Origin of the sequence: Allokutzneria multivorans, from assembly GCF_039537405.1 — a bacterium.
Classification (GTDB): Bacteria; Actinomycetota; Actinomycetes; order Mycobacteriales; family Pseudonocardiaceae; genus Allokutzneria; species Allokutzneria multivorans.
In genome coordinates this window covers 789,844-807,267 of record NZ_BAABAL010000019.1, presented here as the reverse complement: position 1 = coordinate 807,267, position 17,424 = coordinate 789,844, and the positions used below count along the sequence as shown (strand labels likewise).

At 67.9% G+C, this 17,424-nt stretch carries 17 protein-coding genes; 13 read left to right on the top strand and 4 right to left on the bottom strand.

Annotation, left to right across the window (positions count from 1 at the left end):
* Positions 1 to 32 precede the first annotated feature (32 nt).
* The 7 genes from ABD798_RS31825 to ABD798_RS31795 all read left to right on the top strand — a co-directional run bounded on the left by ABD798_RS31825 (position 33) and on the right by ABD798_RS31795 (position 7,068).
* The gene (locus tag ABD798_RS31825) at positions 33 to 791 is read left to right on the top strand and encodes an IclR family transcriptional regulator (RefSeq protein ID WP_344883181.1); all 759 of its coding nucleotides are present in this window, start codon (positions 33 to 35) and stop codon (positions 789 to 791) included.
* A 224-nt stretch (positions 792 to 1,015) separates the two neighbouring features.
* On the top strand, positions 1,016 to 1,336 hold the full coding sequence (locus tag ABD798_RS31820; RefSeq protein WP_086818815.1) for an acyl carrier protein: 321 nt from the start codon (positions 1,016 to 1,018) through the stop codon (positions 1,334 to 1,336).
* On the top strand, positions 1,329 to 2,099 hold the full coding sequence (locus ABD798_RS31815) for an alpha/beta fold hydrolase (RefSeq protein WP_344883176.1): 771 nt from the start codon (positions 1,329 to 1,331) through the stop codon (positions 2,097 to 2,099). Before ABD798_RS31820 ends, ABD798_RS31815 begins: the two co-directional genes overlap by 8 nt.
* Positions 2,096 to 3,274: a glycosyltransferase gene (locus ABD798_RS31810; RefSeq protein ID WP_344883174.1), complete on the top strand. Its 1,179-nt coding sequence runs from the start codon at positions 2,096 to 2,098 to the stop codon at positions 3,272 to 3,274. Before ABD798_RS31815 ends, ABD798_RS31810 begins: the two co-directional genes overlap by 4 nt.
* Positions 3,271 to 5,088, top strand: a complete 1,818-nt coding sequence (locus tag ABD798_RS31805; protein ID WP_344883171.1) for a class I SAM-dependent methyltransferase — start codon at positions 3,271 to 3,273, stop codon at positions 5,086 to 5,088. Before ABD798_RS31810 ends, ABD798_RS31805 begins: the two co-directional genes overlap by 4 nt.
* Positions 5,089 to 5,722: 634 nt before the next feature.
* Positions 5,723 to 6,478, top strand: coding sequence for an alpha/beta fold hydrolase (locus ABD798_RS31800; protein ID WP_344883168.1), 756 nt, complete (start codon positions 5,723 to 5,725; stop codon positions 6,476 to 6,478).
* A gap of 68 nt (positions 6,479 to 6,546) precedes the next feature.
* Positions 6,547 to 7,068 carry a DinB family protein gene (locus tag ABD798_RS31795; RefSeq protein ID WP_344883165.1) on the top strand — a complete coding sequence of 174 codons (522 nt, stop codon included), beginning with the start codon at positions 6,547 to 6,549 and terminating at the stop codon, positions 7,066 to 7,068.
* Here the strand turns inward: ABD798_RS31795 and ABD798_RS31790 are convergent.
* The 3 genes from ABD798_RS31790 to ABD798_RS31780 all read right to left on the bottom strand — a co-directional run bounded on the left by ABD798_RS31790 (position 7,028) and on the right by ABD798_RS31780 (position 10,230).
* Positions 7,028 to 8,131, bottom strand: coding sequence for a glycosyltransferase 87 family protein (locus tag ABD798_RS31790; protein ID WP_344883162.1), 1,104 nt, complete (start codon positions 8,129 to 8,131; stop codon positions 7,028 to 7,030). The two genes, ABD798_RS31795 and ABD798_RS31790, sit on opposite strands and share 41 nt — an antisense overlap.
* Before the next feature lie 80 nt (positions 8,132 to 8,211).
* Complete coding sequence (locus ABD798_RS31785) at positions 8,212 to 9,360, bottom strand: 50S ribosomal protein L11 methyltransferase (RefSeq protein WP_344883159.1); 1,149 nt, start codon at positions 9,358 to 9,360, stop codon at positions 8,212 to 8,214.
* Between the two features lie 237 nt (positions 9,361 to 9,597).
* Positions 9,598 to 10,230 carry a DUF4360 domain-containing protein gene (locus tag ABD798_RS31780; protein WP_344883156.1) on the bottom strand — a complete coding sequence of 211 codons (633 nt, stop codon included), beginning with the start codon at positions 10,228 to 10,230 and terminating at the stop codon, positions 9,598 to 9,600.
* 274 nt (positions 10,231 to 10,504) lie between these two features.
* On the opposite strand from ABD798_RS31780, the gene ABD798_RS31775 reads away from it, so the two are divergent.
* The 6 genes from ABD798_RS31775 (at position 10,505) to ABD798_RS31750 (ending at position 16,180) form a co-directional block, all read left to right on the top strand.
* Positions 10,505 to 11,149 carry a peptidylprolyl isomerase gene (locus ABD798_RS31775; RefSeq protein WP_344883153.1) on the top strand — a complete coding sequence of 215 codons (645 nt, stop codon included), beginning with the start codon at positions 10,505 to 10,507 and terminating at the stop codon, positions 11,147 to 11,149.
* A gap of 322 nt (positions 11,150 to 11,471) precedes the next feature.
* Positions 11,472 to 13,775 (top strand): sensor histidine kinase, encoded by a 2,304-nt coding sequence (locus ABD798_RS31770; RefSeq protein ID WP_344883151.1) that lies wholly within the window; start codon positions 11,472 to 11,474, stop codon positions 13,773 to 13,775.
* The gene (locus tag ABD798_RS31765; protein WP_344883148.1) at positions 13,772 to 14,197 is read left to right on the top strand and encodes a roadblock/LC7 domain-containing protein; all 426 of its coding nucleotides are present in this window, start codon (positions 13,772 to 13,774) and stop codon (positions 14,195 to 14,197) included. Before ABD798_RS31770 ends, ABD798_RS31765 begins: the two co-directional genes overlap by 4 nt.
* Positions 14,194 to 14,631 (top strand): DUF742 domain-containing protein, encoded by a 438-nt coding sequence (locus ABD798_RS31760; RefSeq protein ID WP_344883145.1) that lies wholly within the window; start codon positions 14,194 to 14,196, stop codon positions 14,629 to 14,631. Before ABD798_RS31765 ends, ABD798_RS31760 begins: the two co-directional genes overlap by 4 nt.
* Positions 14,612 to 15,238 (top strand): GTP-binding protein, encoded by a 627-nt coding sequence (locus ABD798_RS31755; RefSeq protein ID WP_425549310.1) that lies wholly within the window; start codon positions 14,612 to 14,614, stop codon positions 15,236 to 15,238. Before ABD798_RS31760 ends, ABD798_RS31755 begins: the two co-directional genes overlap by 20 nt.
* Positions 15,239 to 15,277: 39 nt before the next feature.
* Positions 15,278 to 16,180: a TIGR04222 domain-containing membrane protein gene (locus ABD798_RS31750; protein ID WP_344883139.1), complete on the top strand. Its 903-nt coding sequence runs from the start codon at positions 15,278 to 15,280 to the stop codon at positions 16,178 to 16,180.
* Between the two features lie 255 nt (positions 16,181 to 16,435).
* On the opposite strand, the gene ABD798_RS31745 is transcribed toward ABD798_RS31750, so the two are convergent.
* Entirely contained in the window at positions 16,436 to 17,374 is a 939-nt protein-coding gene (locus ABD798_RS31745; RefSeq protein ID WP_344883136.1) for a catalase family peroxidase, read from the bottom strand.
* Positions 17,375 to 17,424: the final 50 nt, after the last annotated feature.

The following is a 17,424-nucleotide window of genomic DNA, read 5'->3' as shown; positions in this document are numbered from 1 at the left end:
AAAGTCCTTGCCCTGATGTCAGGGAGGACGCGGTGATCCAGTCCGTCGACCGCGCCGTCCGGGTTCTGGGCGTTCTGCACGGGGCCCGCAGGATCAGCCTCTCGGAGCTTTCGGCCCGTCTCGAACTTCCGCCGTCGACGGTCCACGGCATCGTGAAGACGCTGGTCGCGCACGGCATGGTGGTGCAGGACCGGGCATCCGCGCAGTACCGCCTCGGCCCTGCGGTCCTGAAGCTCGGCACCGTTTACCTGCACACCCTCGAGCTGCGCGCGCAAGCGGCGGCATGGGCGGACGACCTCGCCGCCAGGACCGGTTTCGCGGTCCGGACCGGCGTGCTGATGCTGGACGAGGTGCTCGTCGTGCACCACTCGCCCCGGCCGGACGGTTCGCGTCAGATGCCCGAGGTCGGCATCGTCATTCCCGCGCACGCCTGCGCGCTCGGCAAGGCGTCGCTCGCCTACCTGCCGAGCCGTGCCCGCGCACTCCTCGGCGACGGGCCGCTGCGCAGCATGACGGCCGAGACGATCACCGAGCCCGCAGACCTCGCCGCCCACCTGGACCAGGTGCGTGTGGACGCCTACGCGGTCGAGCAGGAAGAGGCGGTGCTCGGCGAGTGCGGTACCGCCGCACCCGTTTTCGACGCCGCAGGGGCCTTGGCGGGAGCGGTCGGCGTCGTCGTGCCGATGTCCGAATGGCCGCCCTCCGACCTGGTGCGGACCGCGGTTCGCGACACAGCGCGGGCCATCTCCCGGGAACTCGGCGCGGACGGGTGGCCGGCGACCACCGCCTGAAAACCGTCTGTTTGCTACGTCATTCAAACGGGTTGATTTAGCTCGAAAGCCGGAGCGCCGACAGGCGAGATCAATCGTCCTCCCGCACGGTAGTGATCGAGGAGCGGGCCCCAGAGCCCCATTCCGGTCGGTTTGCCGGGGCAAAGGCAAACCTGGTTACCGCCTGCTCTCTCCCTGCGCGCGGCGGGGAGTCCTTCTCGTGCGCTGGACGTCAAGGAGGATGAATGAGCTCCACGGAACTGACGGACGTTGTCGGCGATTACGCGGCGGAATCCGCCGTGCTCGCCACGGTGCGGCACATGCTGGTCGAGGTCATCGGCGAGGATTACGCCCTCGGCGTCGACATCGACATGGACACCTCGTTCAACCGCGATCTCGAACTGGAAAGCATCGAGTTCGTGACCCTCTCGGCGAAACTCCGGGAGCACTACGGGAACTCGGTGAACTTCGCGGCCTTCCTCGGCGACAAGGAGGTAGCCGAGGTCGCCGAGCTCACCGTGGGCGAGCTGGTCACCTACATCGCCGGCTGTGTGTCCCGTGACTGAGGTCGTCGCCAACAACCTGCGGTTCCACGTACAACGGCTGTCGAACTCCGAACCGGGTTCGGCGAGCGACGCACCGACGGTGCTGTTCCTGCACGGCCTCGTCGTGGACAACCTTTCGAGCCTCTACCTGACCCTGGCCACGGCGACAGCAGACCTCGGCGCCCACACCATCTGCTACGACCAGCGCGGTCACGGCCGCTCCGAGCGTCCCGCGACCGGGTACACGCTCAACGACTCGGTCACCGACCTGAACGCGTTGATCGCGGCGCTGGACGTGCGCGGCCCGGTGCACCTCGTCGGCAACAGCTACGGCGGGTTGCTGGCACTGGCCTACGCGGCCGAGCACCCCGACCGGACGGCCGGCCTGCTGCTGATCGAGTCGGTCGTGCCGAGCGAGGGCTGGGGTGACCGCATCGTCGAAACCCTGTCGATCGCGCGGACCGGCGCTTACGACGACCGGCTCCGCCACCTCAAAGGCCGTAAGTGGGACAACCTCACGAAGCAGTTCCTCGGCCTGTTCCACGAGACGAGCCTGCTCGCCGACATGGCTGCCGAACAGCCCTTCACTCCAGAGCGCTTCGCCGCAGTGGAAGCGCCGGTGCACGCCCTCTTCGGCAGCGAATCGGACCTGCTTCCAGACGCGAGCCTGCTTCAGAAACACCTTCCCCACTTCGAACTGACCGTCCTCGAAGGACAGTCGCACATGATGCTCACCCAGGCGTCCGGCCAGGTTCGGGAGCAGCTGAGGACGTGGTTGTCATGAGCCGGATCCTGTTCGTGGTGCCGCCGCTCGCCGGACACGTCCTGCCAACGGTGGCGCTGGGGCAGGAACTGGTCGAGCGCGGGCACGAGGTCGCGTGGGTCGGCCACCCCGAGGTCGCCAGCCGGCTGTTGCCGCCCGAACTGACCCTTTTCTCCGCAGAGCGGCCCGACGCGGAGTCGTGGTTGGCCGAGACCTACGAGCGTTCTCGGGGGCTCCGCGGTCCGGCGGCGTTCCAGTTCCTGTGGAAGGACTTCCTCGTCCCGCTGGCCGGTCGGATGATGTCGGGAGTCGAGGCGGCCGTCCGCGAATTCGGTGCCGATCTGCTCGTGGTCGACCAGCAGGCGCTCGCGGGCGCGCTCTCCGCGCGCAGGCACCGGCTGCCGTGGATCACCTCGGCGACCACGTCCGCTGAGCTGACCAACCCGTTCACGATGGTCCCGAAATTCGGTGCTTGGGTCCGTTCCCAGCTCGACGACCTCCAGCGTGCGCAGGGAATACGTCCAGACGACGCCGCGCTGGGCGACCTCCGGTTCTCTGAGCACCTGGTGCTCGCCTACACGACCGAGAGCTTCGTCGGGATCAACGCCACCGTGCCGAGCCAGTGCGTCTTCGTGGGACCGTCGCTGGGCAAACGGGTCGAGGTGGGGGACTACGACTGGGGGTGGCTCAACCCGCGGCGGCAGCACGTCCTCGTCTCGATGGGCACGATCGACCGGGAGAACAACGGTCGGTTCCTCAACACCGTCGTCGAGGCGGTCGCGCCGCTCGCCGATCGCGTCCAGGTCAGCATCGCCGCGGCGCCCGGGCTCATCGAACGCACCCCGGAGCACGTACGGGTGCGCGAGTTCGTGCCGCAGCTCGACCTGCTGAAGCACAGTTCGGCCGTCGTGTGCCACGGCGGTCACAACACCGTGTGCGAGTCGCTGGCCAACGGATTGCCGTTGGTGGTCGCACCGATCAGGGACGACCAGCCGATCATCGCCGAGCAGGTGGTGGCGGCGGGTGTCGGTCGTCGGGTGCACTTCGGCCGGGTCCGCCCGGCCGAGCTGCGCGAAGCCATCCTGTCCGTGCTCGACCAGCCGGGATACCGCGCTGCGGCCGAACAGATCCAGAGCTCTTTCGCCGACGCCGGGGGAACCGTGACGGCGGCCGACCACGTGGAGAAACTGCTGTGAGCCTGTTCGAGGCGCTTCCGCTGATCGTGACAGTCGCATTGGTGCTCAACGGCTTCCGGCTGCGCGGCCAGGTCTCCTGGCTGCCGTTGCTGGACGACCGAGGGGCGCCCGCCGAGGAACGGCACCGGTTCCTCACCGCCGAGGGCGTCCACCTGGACCAGCCCACGAAGGACAACGCGAGCACTTGGGCCCGGGAGCACGGGCTCACGGTGCTGGAGCTGGTACCGCGCGAGTTGTCGGTAGGCCAGGCGATCGATCTGGCGCACAGCGGCATGGGAAAGAACTTCGTCGCTGACCGGTTCGCGCACGCGCGCGGAGCCGGGCACGTGATCCTGATAGATGAGGACATCGCCCGTCGCGAAGACCTTGAGCGCTCGGAGGGCTTCACCCGATCCGAGTTGACGGAGCTGACCGTCCAGCTGAAGCGGTTGGCGTGCACCAGCACGGACTTCGCGGTGGCGCCGGACCTCGAAGCGCTGCCCGAGGACGTTGAGCAGCGGGTTCACGTGCTGCGCGCGAAGTACTATGGCGTGCGCAAGCACCTCGTCAGCCCGGTGGTCGGTTATGCGCTGCTGATCGCCGGGCTGTTCGCGTCGCCGTGGTGGGGCCTGGGTGCTCTCGCCGCGTTCAGCCTCCAGCCGTACCTGATCTTCGCGGGAAGCCCGATCCGCCCGGCGGACCTGCATCGACATGCGCTGCTGCGGTTGGTGCTCGGACCGGTTCGGTGGGGACGCACGGTGGCTGCTCTGTCCCGCATGCCGGTTCCGGTCGACACGAAGTTCGCCGAGACCCGCGCGCGCTATGAACAGGATCTCGCGGAAGGCACCAGGCGCTTCTTCGAGCCGCGCAGGCACTCGTGTCCCTGGTGCGGTGCCGGAGAGCTCTCCGTGCACGTGCGTGGTTTCGACGTGATGCAGAACAAGCCCGGGCAGTTCGTCCTCGACCGCTGCGGCAGCTGCGGACACGTTTTCCAGAACCCACGCCTGTCACTCGAAGGGCTGGAGTTCTACTACCGCGACTGCTACGACGGCTACGGCAGCGGGCTCAGCGAGGCCGCCTTCGACTCCAACATCGCCGGGTACAGGGCACGGGCGGAAATGCTGCGCCCGTTCACCACACCGCGGACCTGGCTGGACGTCGGATCGGGTCATGGGCACTTCTGCAACCAGGCCAAGGAGTCCTGGCCGGAGACCGAGTTCCACGGCCTGGACATGACCGACGGCATCGACGAAGCGGTCCGGCGCGGCTGGGTCGAGCACGGGTACCGGGGCATGTTCCCCGACCTGACCGAGGACCTCGCGGGCAAGTACGACGTGATCAGCATGCACCACTACCTGGAGCACACCAGGGAGCCGTTCGAGGAGCTGGACGCCGCGGCCAAGGTGCTCGACGCGGGCGGTTTCCTGTTGATCGAGTTGCCGAACCCGGAGTCGCGCTACGGCAGGATCCTGCGCGGGGTGTGGATGCCGTGGTTCCAGCCGCAGCACCAGCACATGATCCCGTGGCGCAACCTGGAACGCGCGCTCGCTGATCGCGGGTTCTCCACGGTGGACGTGCACCTCGGCGAGGCCAACCAGGCCAACGACCTCGTGCTCGCCGCGCTGATCACCTTCAACCACCTGGGCAAGGACCCCAGGGCGCCGTGGAGCGAGGGGGAGCCCACCCTGCTCCGTCGCGCGCGCTTCCTCGCGGTGATGACCGTGGGCGTCCCGTTCATCGCGCTGGCTTTCGCCGCGGACAAGGTGATCCACCTCTTCCTTCGTCGCGGCAAGGGCGGCAACACTTACCGGTTGCTCGCCCGCAAGGACGGCTGACACTCGTTCAGGTTGAGCAGGAACAAGTGGGCCTTGCGCCCGTGGAGAGCCCTGATCCCGCGATGGTCATTCGCGGGATCAGGGGATTCGAGAACGAAGACCCCGGGGAGCTGGAGCAGCGTTCGTGATTCCGCCAGACGGAGGCCGATATCCCAGCACTGCACCACGCCGAGATCGTTGCAGCGCTACGAGAGCCCGGAGTTGATCTTCTTCATGCGGTGCGGTCAGATTCGGTGAAGAAGCGTTTGCGCAGCTCCATCGAGTCGGGACGGTCCAGGCTGATCCAGTGCGTCCGACCGTTGTCCACGCGCTCGAACCTCGAGTTCGGTCCGGCACCGGGACGAGTGTCGGAGACCCGTCGAACTTCGTGAAGTCGTAGTCGATCCGCCACACCATCTCGTCCGCCTCGGGATCGCGGAGGAAGTCGTTCTTCTTCCGGTTTCCAGCGCGCTCCATTTGTCCAGCGATAGCAGCGCTTCCTGGTGTGCACCGGGCGTTTCGGCGAGTTCATTCGGCCGTGGCGTGGTGGACTGGGAACATGCTTCAGCGAAGCGCTTTCGGGGAACCCGGCCGCTCGCGAACCAGGGACGGCAGGTTTCTGCACCACGTCACGCTCGGCACCGGCTCGCCGACTGTGGTGTTCGAAGCGGGCATGGGCGCGAATCGCGGCACGTGGGGTCTTGTGCAGCAGGAGGTCGCCGCGCGCACCCGCACGCTTGCTTACGATCGCGCGGGTTTGGGCCGGAGCGCCCCGGCGCCCGCTGGGCTGCACCGGATGGCCACGGACCTCGAAGACGTTCTGCTCGCCGATGACGACACTCGTTTTGTGCTCGTGGGGCACAGCCTTGGCGGTGTGCTCGCGCGCTGGGTGGCCCAACGCCAGCCGGCCATGGTCGCGGGACTTGTGCTGGTGGATCAGGTCGAAGAGGGAATCGAGGCCTACCACGACCGGTCACGGGCACGCTTGGTTGCCACGGGGTACACGATCGGCGCCTGCCTCGCTGGTGCTTCTCGACCGCTGTTGATGAAGGTGCTGCACAAGAACTTTCCGTATGACATGGCGGTCGAACTGATCTCCGAAGAGGTCAGCTTCAGGGCATTGCGGACGGGCGCCGCGGAGGTGCTCGCGATGGCGACCGGCCTTCGCGGGCTGATGGAGGGCGCGGTGGTGCCCGACATCCCGGTCACCGTGATCTCCGCGGGGCGGCACGGTAGAGCCGAGCGACCACCGCGACCCGTGCTCATAGCGGCGCATCGGCGGCTCGCGGAACGGCTTCCCCGAGGGCGTCACGTCGTGGCCGACCGCGCGGACCACTTGGTGCCCTTGCAACAGCCGGAGCTGATCGTCAGCGAGGCGCTCAAACTGGTGGAGGAAGTTTCTCGCCTTTAGGACCGAAGTTGTCCGCTATGGGTTCTACCTTTGATCTCAACAGCAACGAACCGAGTGAGGACGCCACCATGACGACCACCGAGACCACCACCCTGACCGGCGAGCGCGCTGACCTGGTCGCGATGTTGGACAAGCACCGGTTCTTCCTGCGCAACACCGCTCGCGGCCTGGTCGAAGGGCAGGCGTGGGAGCGCAGCACGGTCAGCGAACTGACCATCGGCGGGCTCATCAAGCACGTCACCGACGTCGAGCGCGGCTGGGTGCGCTTCATCCAGGGCGGAGCCGAGCACATGATGACGGGCGACGACTCCGGGCAGGACTGGACGGACGGCTTCCGCAAGGTCGGCGACGAGAGCCTGGAGAACCTGCTCGCCCGCTACGAGGACGTCGCCCGCAAGACCAACGAGCTGGTGGCGTCGCTGCCCGACCTGGACCTCGCGCACGAGCTGCCCCAGGCGCCGTGGTTCGAGCCCGGCGCGAAGTGGACCGCGCGGCGCGCATTTATGCACATCATCGCCGAGACCGCCCAGCACGCCGGGCACGCGGACATCATCCGTGAGGCGATCGACGGCGCGAAGAGCATGGGCTGAGTCGCACGGCGGTCCAGAACAGGGCCAGCAACGCGATCAGCAGGTAGGCGTTGCCGACCAGGTGCTGCCACCAGGTCCAGGTCGCTTCGCGGTGCCCGCCCGCAGGGAGCAGGGAATGCGGCCCCACCACAAAAACGGGCACCAGGGCCAGCCACGGGCGTGCCCGCGCGACGAGCACCACGAGCGCGGGCACGATCCACACCCAGTGGTGCGACCACGAAATCGGCGACAGGACGAGCACACCGGTCGCGTTGGCCACCATTGCCTGCGCCGGTCCTACCCGACGGATGATGACGGCCATCGCCACGAGCACCGTAGGCAGCAACACGACCCACGCGAGCGTCGTGAGCACCGGTCCGGCTTCGAGTCGAGACAGTTCGCCAGCGATGGTCTGGTTGGTGGCGAAAGCCGAGCCGCTCAGCCCGGAGGCGCCGAGGATCGTGTCGGACCAGTAGTGGACAGAAGCCGCTGGAGCCACCACGAAGCCGATCGCGGCGGTGACGACGACGGTGGCCACTGTGGTCATCGCGGCGCGAAAGTCCTTACGCAGCAGGAAGAACAGAATGAACCCGCCAGGAGTCACCTTGATGGCCGCCGCGATGCCGACGAGCATCCCGCGCGGCCATCGCGGCTCGCGGACCAGACAGTCGGCCGCGACCAAGCCCATCAGCCACAGGTTGACCTGCCCGAACTCGATCGTTGCGCGCACCGGCTCCAGCACGATCGCCAATGGCAGCACCAGAGCGGTGAGCGTGATCCTTCGCCGCTTGCTCGCTGCCGGAAACACCCTGCCGAACACCAAGTACAGGGTCACCGCGACGGCCGCGAGCGAAGTCGCGACCGCCGCAATGACCGCAATGCCTTTAGGTACCAAGGTGAACGGCGCGAAGACCACCGTGGAGAACGGCGGGTAGATGAACGGCAACGCGATGCCGGCCGAGGTCGGAGGCATCGGGCCGTACAGGTCTCCGCCGTCCCACAGGGTCTGCACGCCGAGGCGGTAGACCTCAAGGTCGATGTAGAACCTGTGGCTTCCCAGGAGCCGCCAGCACAACACGCCCACCAGCGCCGCGCCTGCTCCTGCTAGGAACCAGCAGTAGCTCCTGCGGGAGCAAGTGTCCAAACGGGTCAGTGGGGATCTGCTCATGCTTTAAGACATCCGGATGTCGTTGAGCGTTGTGCGTCCACTTTCATGCGAACACGCCAGAGCGAAGTTACCTCGGCAACCCGTGCTGAGTGCAGCGGCGCGTCGACAGTGGAAGCGCGAGCGTGCTGCGGTGTCGCTGTTGAACGCCCTACGACTTCCAAGCCCGCCCGCTCGAAGGCGTTCATCAGGTTCGCCCGGCTGCGCAGCCCCAGTCGTTCGGCGAGGTCCGAAAGGATCAGCCAGCCTTCGCCGTCCTTCGTGAGGTGCTTACCAAGGCGGTCGAGGAAGCCGTAGAGCATCCGGCTGCCGGGGTCGTACACCGCGCGCTCCAGAGACGAGGTTGGCCGCGCGGGGAGCCACGGTGGGTTGCACACCACTAGCGGCGCTCGGCCGCGAGGGAAGAGGTCGACGCGCTGTACCTCTGTGCGGGCACCGTAACCGAGTGCGTCCAAATTCTCCTGCGCGCACACGACGGCCCGTCTGTCCACATCGGTGGCAATGACGCGCGCGACTCCGCGACGCGCTAGCACTGCGGCCAGCACACCAGTTCCGGTTCCGATGTCGAAGGCCACCGTGCGCGCCGGTAGGGGAGCCTCGGCGACCAGTCGCACGTACTCGCCCCTTATAGGCGCGAAAACGCCGTAGTGGGGCCGAATCCGTGCACCGAGCGCTGGGATGTGCACGCCGGACCTGCGCCACTCGTGCGCGCCTACGACACCAAGAAGCTCGCGTAGTGGCGTTGCGGACAGCGTGGTCGCTTCGCCGTAAGCCTCGTTGCATGCCTCACGGACGTTCGGTGCGCGCCGGAGGTCCAACGTGTAGTCGGAGTCCAGGAGCACCAACACCGTCGCGAGCACGCGAGCGCGGCGCGCCTGGTCTTGGCGGTGCGCCTGGAACGTTGGAGCGGGCGTTGTGGGGATGCGCCGATCGAGGGCGCGGAGCAGCTGGCGTGCGTTCTGGAAGTCGCCGCGCCACAACATGGCGACTCCGCGTTTGGCCAGGCGGTACGCATGGTCGGCGGAGAGGCTGTCGTCCACCGTGACGGTGGAGGTCGGTGGGAGTGCGCCGTTCGCGGACCGCCACTGGGCAGTCCGGGGCTGGCCCGCCTCGGTCCACGAGACGAGCTGGGGTGCTGAAGTTGTCACGAGTCCGTTTCCGCTGCTGTGCTCGGCGATGCCTGAAAACGCGCCACCGGCCTCTGCGGGCGTGGTGGCGCGGATGAGGAGCTGGCTCGCCGGAGCTAGTAGAGGACAGCAGCGTGCGCGGGGTTCGTCACCGGACAAGAATAGCTGAATGCAAACGTTGTTTCTTTGCAGGGGGTCAAGAAAGGAGGGCGCGACACTCCCGAAGGAAGTGTCGCGCCCGGTGCGCGTTTCGCGGGGTTACTGGTCGCACTTCTTCCACGCGAAGTGATAAATGGTGTTGACACTGCCGTCGGTGGAGTCCATCGACATGAAGCTGTGCCCGGTCGAGCTGCCCTTGCTCACCCGCAGCTCGCTGTTGACGTTCAGATTGCGCTGTTCGCCGCAGGGGGCGTAGACCAGATCGGCGATCGCCGTCTTGTCCGTGGCCTGCCAGTTGTCGTTGAACGGGCCGCGGAAGGTGTGCCTGACATGCGCGGTCGGCGAAGTGCCGGTGAAGTAGTAGTTCGCCTGCTCGATGCCGCTGGCGCCGCTCGCCAGGTTGGCGTAGCCGCGGTAGTCCGCCTGCGCCACCGCGTAGGTGAAGCCCTGCGGCACGTTCACCCTCAGGTTGAGCTGGCAGTTCTTCCTGATCTCGGTCGGGTCGGCGCCGCCGCCGGCCTGGGCGAGGTAGCGGCTGTAGGTCACGGTGAAGGCGGTGTTGTCGTGGTTGACCGCCACCGCGGCGGTGCCTGCGGGGCAGCCGGAGCCGTTGACGCTGACCACGTCGACGGTGATCTTTCCGGGCGGAGGCGGCGAGTCGTCGGCCAGCGCCGGTGAGGGCACCGCCAGCAGGGATAACAGCACACCGGCGACCGTCGCGGTTCTCAACATGGAAATACCTCCGCTGCATTTAGGGCATGGGGGAAAGGGTGTCACCTATATGGCGGTAGCAGGTGATTGAGGCGTTCTTTCTCGCTGCGCAGGGCTGAAGAACGCCACGATTGTAGGGGGCTCCTGATGGGTGTGCATGCATCCAAATGGCTGTCATTGCGGTGCTCCAACCATCCCTTAACTGATTGCGCGATCAATATTTCCGGGATTGCGGAGAATGCTGCGCCGTTCAGTGGCCTTCCCCCTCGGCGGTGGGCTCGTTAGGTTGGCCCTTATGAGGAAGCGCTGGTCTGTCGCTGTGGTCGCCGCCCTGCTCGCCTCGTTGACGGTCGCGCTTCCCGCGCACGCGAGCCCGTCAGTGGCCCGGTGCGTGTTCACACCGACCCCGGACGACCCCGCCGCGAAGCCCGTCCGCGCGCCCCTTCCGCGCGCGAAGGCCCGTGGCACTGTCGGCGTGACCATCAGGACCAACTACGGCGAGATCGACCTCGAACTCGACCGCGCCAACGCGCCGTGCGCTGTGCACAACCTGCTTTCGCTTGCGCGACAGCGCTTCTACGACAAGACGCGGTGCTGGCGGTTGACGAACTCCGCTCGGTTGGGCGTTCTGCAGTGCGGCGACGTCTACGCGGCCGAGAAGGGCGGTCCCGGGTACAAGTTCGACGACGAGGTCACCGGTAAGGAGACCTATCCGCGCGGGACCGTGGCAATGGGCAACTTCGGGCCCGACACCAACGGTTCGCAGTTCTTCCTTGTGCACAGCTTCGCCAACATCAAGCCCGCGTACACCGTGCTGGGCCGGGTCACCAAGGGCATGCGCGTCCTGGACCGCATCGTGGCCAACGGCATCATCCCCGGGCCGGCCGATCCGCTCGACGGTGCGCCCGCGAAGCCGGTGAGAATCGTCGGAATTGGCTGAGACGATATCCGCCCAGCCGAACTCACCTCGCACGAACGGGTGAGGTTTTCCGTGCTGTCCCAGCGGGTCAGGCCGGTGGATGTTCGGAATGTCCTTGCAGATCACAGTGTGTCCACTGAGGAACTTTCGCACTTCTAGCACAGGGTTTTTGCGCGTTTTTCGAGGGGTTCGCGGTGCCGCATGATGATTGCGCGGTGCCATCCGGTGCCGTATCACGGTTCAGCTTGAGTCGCGGGTCGACCGCGCAACCCCGGGCTGGGTGGAGGTCCTTGTGAGCGCAGGTCACCGGTCGTCGTCCGGGTCCGACGACGTTCCCAGACAGGTGACCGCGCCGTCGAGCGAGATCCGCCCCCTCGGCACCATCCGCGGCAAACTGCTGCGGATCCTGGCGCTCTGCCTCACCGTTGTGGTCGTCCTGCTGGGCATCGAGGTCACGTCGGTCGTCCAGCGCGACTTAGCCGCCCGCGCCACCTCCGACTCGGTGACCGTCGAGATCACCGTGCAGCGCCTAGTGCACGAGGTCCAGCGTGAGCGAGGCATCAGCAGTGGCTTCCTCGGTGGCCGCGACGAGTTCCGGGGGCTGTTCCAGGAGTACCGGGCGCGCACCGACGCGGCGCAGCGCAGCTTGATCCAGCTCATCGGGACGGTGTCGCCGGAGAAGGTCGCTGCCGTGCGCACCGCGCTGGACCGGCTGAGCGACCTCCCCCCGATGCGGACCAGGATCGACTCCAAGTCGATCGACTTCAACGCCAGTCACGAGTACTTCACCGAGCGCATCGCGCTGCTCAACCAGGGACACCTCGACTTCGACCTGGTCGCTGACAACGTGCTCCAGCAAGGCTTGTTCGCGATGCGCGCGCTGTCCAACGCCAAGGAGCGCTCCGGTCAACAGCGCTCCTTCCTCAACGGCGTCTTCAACTCCACGGGCAACCGGTTCAAGGACGACGAGTACATCCGCTTCAGCGAGATCCTCGTCACCAAGCAGGCCGGGTTCGCGGAGTTCAACCGGCGAGCCACCTCCGCGCAACGCGAGCGGCTGGAGCGCGCCCAGTCCACCAGGGTCGCGGCGGACATCGCCAACGCCGAACGGGTCGCGGTCGCGGCCGCGGGGGGAGCCCTCTCCGAGCGGATCAACTCGCGGGCGCACCACGACTGGATGACCGCGTACATCGACGAGCTCCAGGGTGTGCTGCAGAGCGTCGCCGACGACATCCAAGGGCGGGCCGAGACGCTCCAGAACGAGGCCACCGCGGAGCTGGTCGTCGTGGTTCTCGTGGTGCTGCTGGTGATCGCACTGCTGCTGTGGATGTTCGTCGACGCCAAGCGCTCCATCATCGGACCGCTGGCGGCACTCGCGGAGGACGCGGAGGACATCGCGACCCGACGCCTCCCGGAGGCGGTCGCCGCACTGCAGACCGCTCGGGAGCACGAGCGACCGCCGCCGCCCGAGCCGATGCGAGCACCGGTGGGCGCGGGTGCGGAGATCCACTCGGTGACCCGTGCGCTTGACCGCGTGCAGTCGACCGCCTTCGCGCTGGCCAACGAGCAGACGGTGTTGCGCCGCAACACCAGCGAGTCCATGGCGAACCTGGGCCGCCGCAACCAGAACCTGTTGCGCCGCCAGCTCGCGTTCATCACCGACCTGGAGCAGGAGGAGCTGGACCCGGCGGTGCTGTCCAACCTCTTCCAGCTCGACCACCTCGCCACCCGCATGCGGCGCAACGCGGAGAGCCTGCTGGTCCTCGCGGGCACCACCAGCCCCCGTCAGTGGACCGAGCCGCTCCCCGCGGTCGACGTCGTCCGCGCGGCGCTGGCCGAGGTCGAGGACTACCACCGGGTGGTGTTCCGGCGGATCGACGACCAGCTCGTGGCGGGCGCGGTGGCCGCTGAGATCGCGCACATGCTGGCCGAGCTGATCGAGAACGGGCTGTCCTTCTCCCCACCGGAGGTCGAGGTCGAGATCTACGGCCGCCGCGTGCCGAACGGCTACACGCTGGCCGTGATCGACCACGGCATCGGCATGTCCGCCGACGCGATGGCCAGGGCCAACACCCGGCTCGGGGGCGAGGAGAACTTCCTGGTCGCGCCGACGCGGTTCCTCGGGCACTACGTGGTCGGCCAGCTGGCCAAGCGGCTCGGTGTCCAGGTGAACCTGGCCGAGTCCCCCGCGAGCGGGGTGACCGCGCGGATCGTGCTGCCGACCTCCTTGCTGGTGACCGGTCCCGCGACGCGCACCGTTCCGGAGGACGAGCCCGAGCTGGTCCGGCGGGCGCACGTCATCCCGCCGCCGGAGCCCGCGGAGCCGGTCCCCGCCCCGGTCGCCGTCGCGGTGCTGGAGCCCGAGCCGACCCCGGACAACGTGACGCAGCACCAGCGGCCGAGCGGGGAGCGCACGCGCAACGGGTTGCTCAAGCGCGTTCCGCGCAACCAGGGGAGCGGACAGAACCGCAGTGTGCGCGCCGTGCCCAAGCCCCCGGTCACCGACCGCACACCCGCCCAGGTGCGCAGCATGCTCTCGGACTTCCGGGGCGGCCACAAGCGTGGTGAGCGCGCGTTCCGCGACTCGCCGAAGGACCAGGCCGGTCCGCACACCGTGTCACACCAGAATGCAGAGGAACCCAGGTGACGGCCGAGCTGAACACAACACCCGAGACGTTCAACTGGTTGCTGGCCAACTTCGTCCGCAGCACCGACGCCGTGCGCGACGCGGTCGCTGTCTCCTCGGACGGGCTGTTGCTGGCGACCTCGGGTGGCCTGGACCGGACGGAGGCCGACCAGCTCGCCGCGATCGTCTCCGGCCTGGTCAGCCTCAGCCGCAGCGCGGCTCGGCGGTACGAGTTCGAGGGCCTGAAGCTGATCATGATCGAGATGCAGCGGGGATTCCTGCTGGTCTCCTCGATCGGCGACGGCAGTTCGGTCGGCGTGCTGACGGAGCGGGACTGCGACATCGGCCTGATCGGCTACGAGATCGCCGTGCTCGCCGAGCGCGCCGGTGATCTGCTCACCCCGGCGTTGATCACCGAGTTGCGAGGGCAGCTGGCGCTATGACCGAAGGTCCCCGACTGCCGGATTCCCGCATGATCCCCGGGTTGGAGTCGCACGACGCGTGGTCGGCCGCGCGGCGCCAGGAGCCGGTCGCCACCGGTTCGGAGGACGCGGGCGACTCCTTCGTCCGTCCCTTCATCGTCACCGGTGGCCGCACCGCTCCTCGCAACGGTGGGCTCCGGGTGGACACCCTGGTCCGGGCCCGGGCCGGCGCCGCCGAATCCGCACTGGAGTTCGAGCGGCTGAGCATCGTCCGGCTGTGCGCCGAGCGCGCGCTGTCCGTGGCCGAGGTGGCCGTCGGCATCGGCGTCCCCCTCGGCGTCGCGCGAATCCTCATCGCCGACCTCATCGCCGAGAACCTCCTGGACCACCAGGAGTCCACCGCCCTTTCTGGTCACGCCATCGAGAGGATCAGAGATCTTGTCCGGGCACTCTGAGCACACCCCGGCGGCCTGCCCGCTGCCGGTCAAGATCGTTGTCAGCGGTGGGTTCGGCGTCGGCAAGACGACGCTCATCGGGGCGATCTCGGAGATCGAGCCGCTGACCACCGAGGCGGCGATGACCGAGGTCTCGGTGGGCGTCGACGACACCACCGTGCTCCCGGACAAGAGCACGACCACCGTCGCGTTCGACTTCGGTCGCATCACCCTGGACAGCTCCTACGTGCTGTACATGTTCGGGACGCCAGGGCAGGAGCGGTTCTCGTTCCTGTGGGACGACGTCTCCGACGGTGCGCTCGGTGCGATCCTGCTGGTGGACACCAGGCGGATCGAGGACTGCTACCCGGTGATCGACTACTTCGAGGAACGCGGGACGCCGTTCGTCGTCGCGGTCAACACCTTCGACGGCGCCGACCGCTTCGAGACCGAGGAGGTGCGCGAGGCGCTCGGCGTCTCCTCGGGAACCAAGATCGTGCACTGCGACGCGCGCAACCGGGCCTCGGTGAAGGGCGTTCTGGTCGAGCTCATCGAGAACGTGTTGCTGCAGCACGATTCTCGACACAGCTCGGACACGGAGGCGCCGGAGCGGCTCGTCACGGGTTAGCCTCGCCCGGAGTCCGTCGACTCCTGGGGGTGGCTGACCATGACCGAACCGTGGGGGATCTCCGGCCCGGCGTTCCTCGCCCTGTACTGCGCGTTGATCATCGGCGTGTTGCTGGTGAACAACGTCTGGGGACGACGTCAACGGCGGGTCGGTGATCACGGTGTGCCCGTGGGGACATTGATCCCGCCGCCGTACCACTTGGCGTTCCTGGTAGGTGGTGCGCGCCGTGCTGCGGAGACCGCCTTGGCCACGCTGCTCGCGGACGGGCGGCTGCGCATCGCCAGCACCGGTCTGGTGAGTCGCACCTCCGGAGGGGTCACGTCCGACCCGCTGGAGAACGCCGTGTTGGACAAGGCGAACACGGTGCGGGCGCGGACCGTCGTGGACCGGGCGATGGAATCGCCTGCCTGTGGCGCGATCGCGGACGACCTTGCTGACCGGGGTCTGCTGGTGCCGCAATCGGTGGTGCGAAGCCGGTTGCGGTGGATCTCCTTGCTGTTCCTCGCGGTGCTCTTGGTCGGGGTCCTTCGCGTCGTTGACGGGGTGTCGGCCGCGCGGCCGGTCGGATTCCTGATCCCGCTCGTGGCGATCGCCGGTATCGCCACGATGATCACGCGGTCTGCGTCCCGGCGTGTCCAGGCCGGCAAGCGGACCGCGCTCGGGGACCGTGTCGCTGCTGAGGCGCGCGGTCGCCACAACCACCACGCGGACGAGCCGGACCTGGTCGGCGTCTCCACGTTCGGCTTCGCCGCTGGGGCTGTGCTCTTCGGCGGCTTGGCGCTCTATCCGGATGCGCAGATCCAGGACGCGCTCACCTACACCCCGCCACCGGTGTCCGGCGGTGGTTCCGATGGTGGCGGGAGTGGCGGTGACGGCGGCGGCAGCAGCAGCTGTGGCGGTGGTGGCGGCTGCGGTGGAGGATGCGGGGGCTGTGGCGGCTGAGCCCCCGCGCGCTCGTCCTCCGGCAGGTGTTGTGCCACTTCACGTGTTGTAGCGCTCGGGTGTTGCTGGGCTCGGGCTTCGTGCTGGCTCAAGCGCTGTCGCGGTGTTGCAGAGTGCAGGGCGTTGTCAGACTCGAGGCTCCGTCGCAGCTCAAGGCGCCGTGACTGTCAGATCCTGTGGTTGGGGCCGGTGCTGTGACAGGTCGGGGCGCCGTAGTGGTTCGGGTGTTGGGGCAGGTTGCGTGTTGGGACTGAATCAGGCGTTGTGGGAGCGGCGGTCGTAGGAGACCGCGTAGGCGTCATGGCGAAACGCCAGGATCGGGTCGGCGGAGAGGGCGATGCCGTCGGTGACGCGGGTCGGGTCGAAGATCTCGGCTGCCCAGTGGTCCTGGTCGGCAACGGGTCCGGTGATCTCGAGATGACCCGCGACGATCTCTTTGCGGTCGGCGGGCCATGCCTTGGTGGCGTTGTCGGTCGGATCGCCAGGCTCCGCCAGCTGCACGCGCAGGGTGAAGCCGACCGGGCCGTCCGCGAGGCGCCGCACCAGTTCGGCGGTCAGGTACTCGGGTTCCTGGGCCAGACCGTCCACTTCGGACAGGTCCTGGACGCCGGTGTCAGGCTCCCAGCGGTAGCGGACGAACTGGCTGTGCCCCTGGGCGTTCGTCCACTCGAACGCGTGGATGGCCCAGTAGCGGACCGTGCCGTAGCTGACCGGGATGGGCATCGTCGCCACGGCCTGGAAGCCCGCCGCGGCCTCGGGGTTCTGCTGGATGTACGCGCCGAGCCTGGCGGGGTCGGTCGCGCCGGTGACCGGGTCCTTCTCCAGCGCCCCCAACAGGTTCAGGAAGTTCTGCGGCGTGGAGGCCAGGAACACCGGGAGGTTCACCGCGACGAGGTCGGTCGCCGCGCCGGTCGGTAGGTGGAACTTCACCGCCATGCCGCGCCCGGCCCGCGCGCCGTCGAGGGTGCTCGGGCTGCCGTTGGAGTTGGAGAAGCGGACCGTCGCGGCCACCTCCGCGTGCTGGAGGTGGGCCGCGGTGGTCAGGCCCGCCGCGTCACCGCTCGGCGTGAACGTGGCGTCGAAGCACACGCCGCGCGCGTGGGCCCTGCGGTAGCCGGGAAAAGCGCCGGAGACGCGTTCCATGCTGTTGACGACGTCGACCGCGAGCGTGGACGTGGTGGGGAGGCTCGTCATGGCCGCAGGGTAAGCGGTTTCCGGCGAATCTCCTGGTCACGCTGTCAGTT

Bases quoted from the DNA above. Each gene is read 5' to 3' on its own strand.
- ABD798_RS31795 (WP_344883165.1), top strand. From the start codon at position 6,547: ATGACGACCACCGAGACCACCACCCTGACCGGCGAGCGCGCTGACCTG.
- ABD798_RS31750 (WP_344883139.1), top strand. From the start codon at position 15,278: ATGACCGAACCGTGGGGGATCTCCGGCCCGGCGTTCCTCGCCCTGTAC.
- ABD798_RS31780 (WP_344883156.1), bottom strand. From the start codon at position 10,230: ATGTTGAGAACCGCGACGGTCGCCGGTGTGCTGTTATCCCTGCTGGCG.
- ABD798_RS31810 (WP_344883174.1), top strand. From the start codon at position 2,096: ATGAGCCGGATCCTGTTCGTGGTGCCGCCGCTCGCCGGACACGTCCTG.
- ABD798_RS31745 (WP_344883136.1), bottom strand. From the start codon at position 17,374: ATGACGAGCCTCCCCACCACGTCCACGCTCGCGGTCGACGTCGTCAAC.
- ABD798_RS31775 (WP_344883153.1), top strand. From the start codon at position 10,505: ATGAGGAAGCGCTGGTCTGTCGCTGTGGTCGCCGCCCTGCTCGCCTCG.
- ABD798_RS31760 (WP_344883145.1), top strand. From the start codon at position 14,194: ATGACCGAAGGTCCCCGACTGCCGGATTCCCGCATGATCCCCGGGTTG.
- ABD798_RS31820 (WP_086818815.1), top strand. From the start codon at position 1,016: ATGAGCTCCACGGAACTGACGGACGTTGTCGGCGATTACGCGGCGGAA.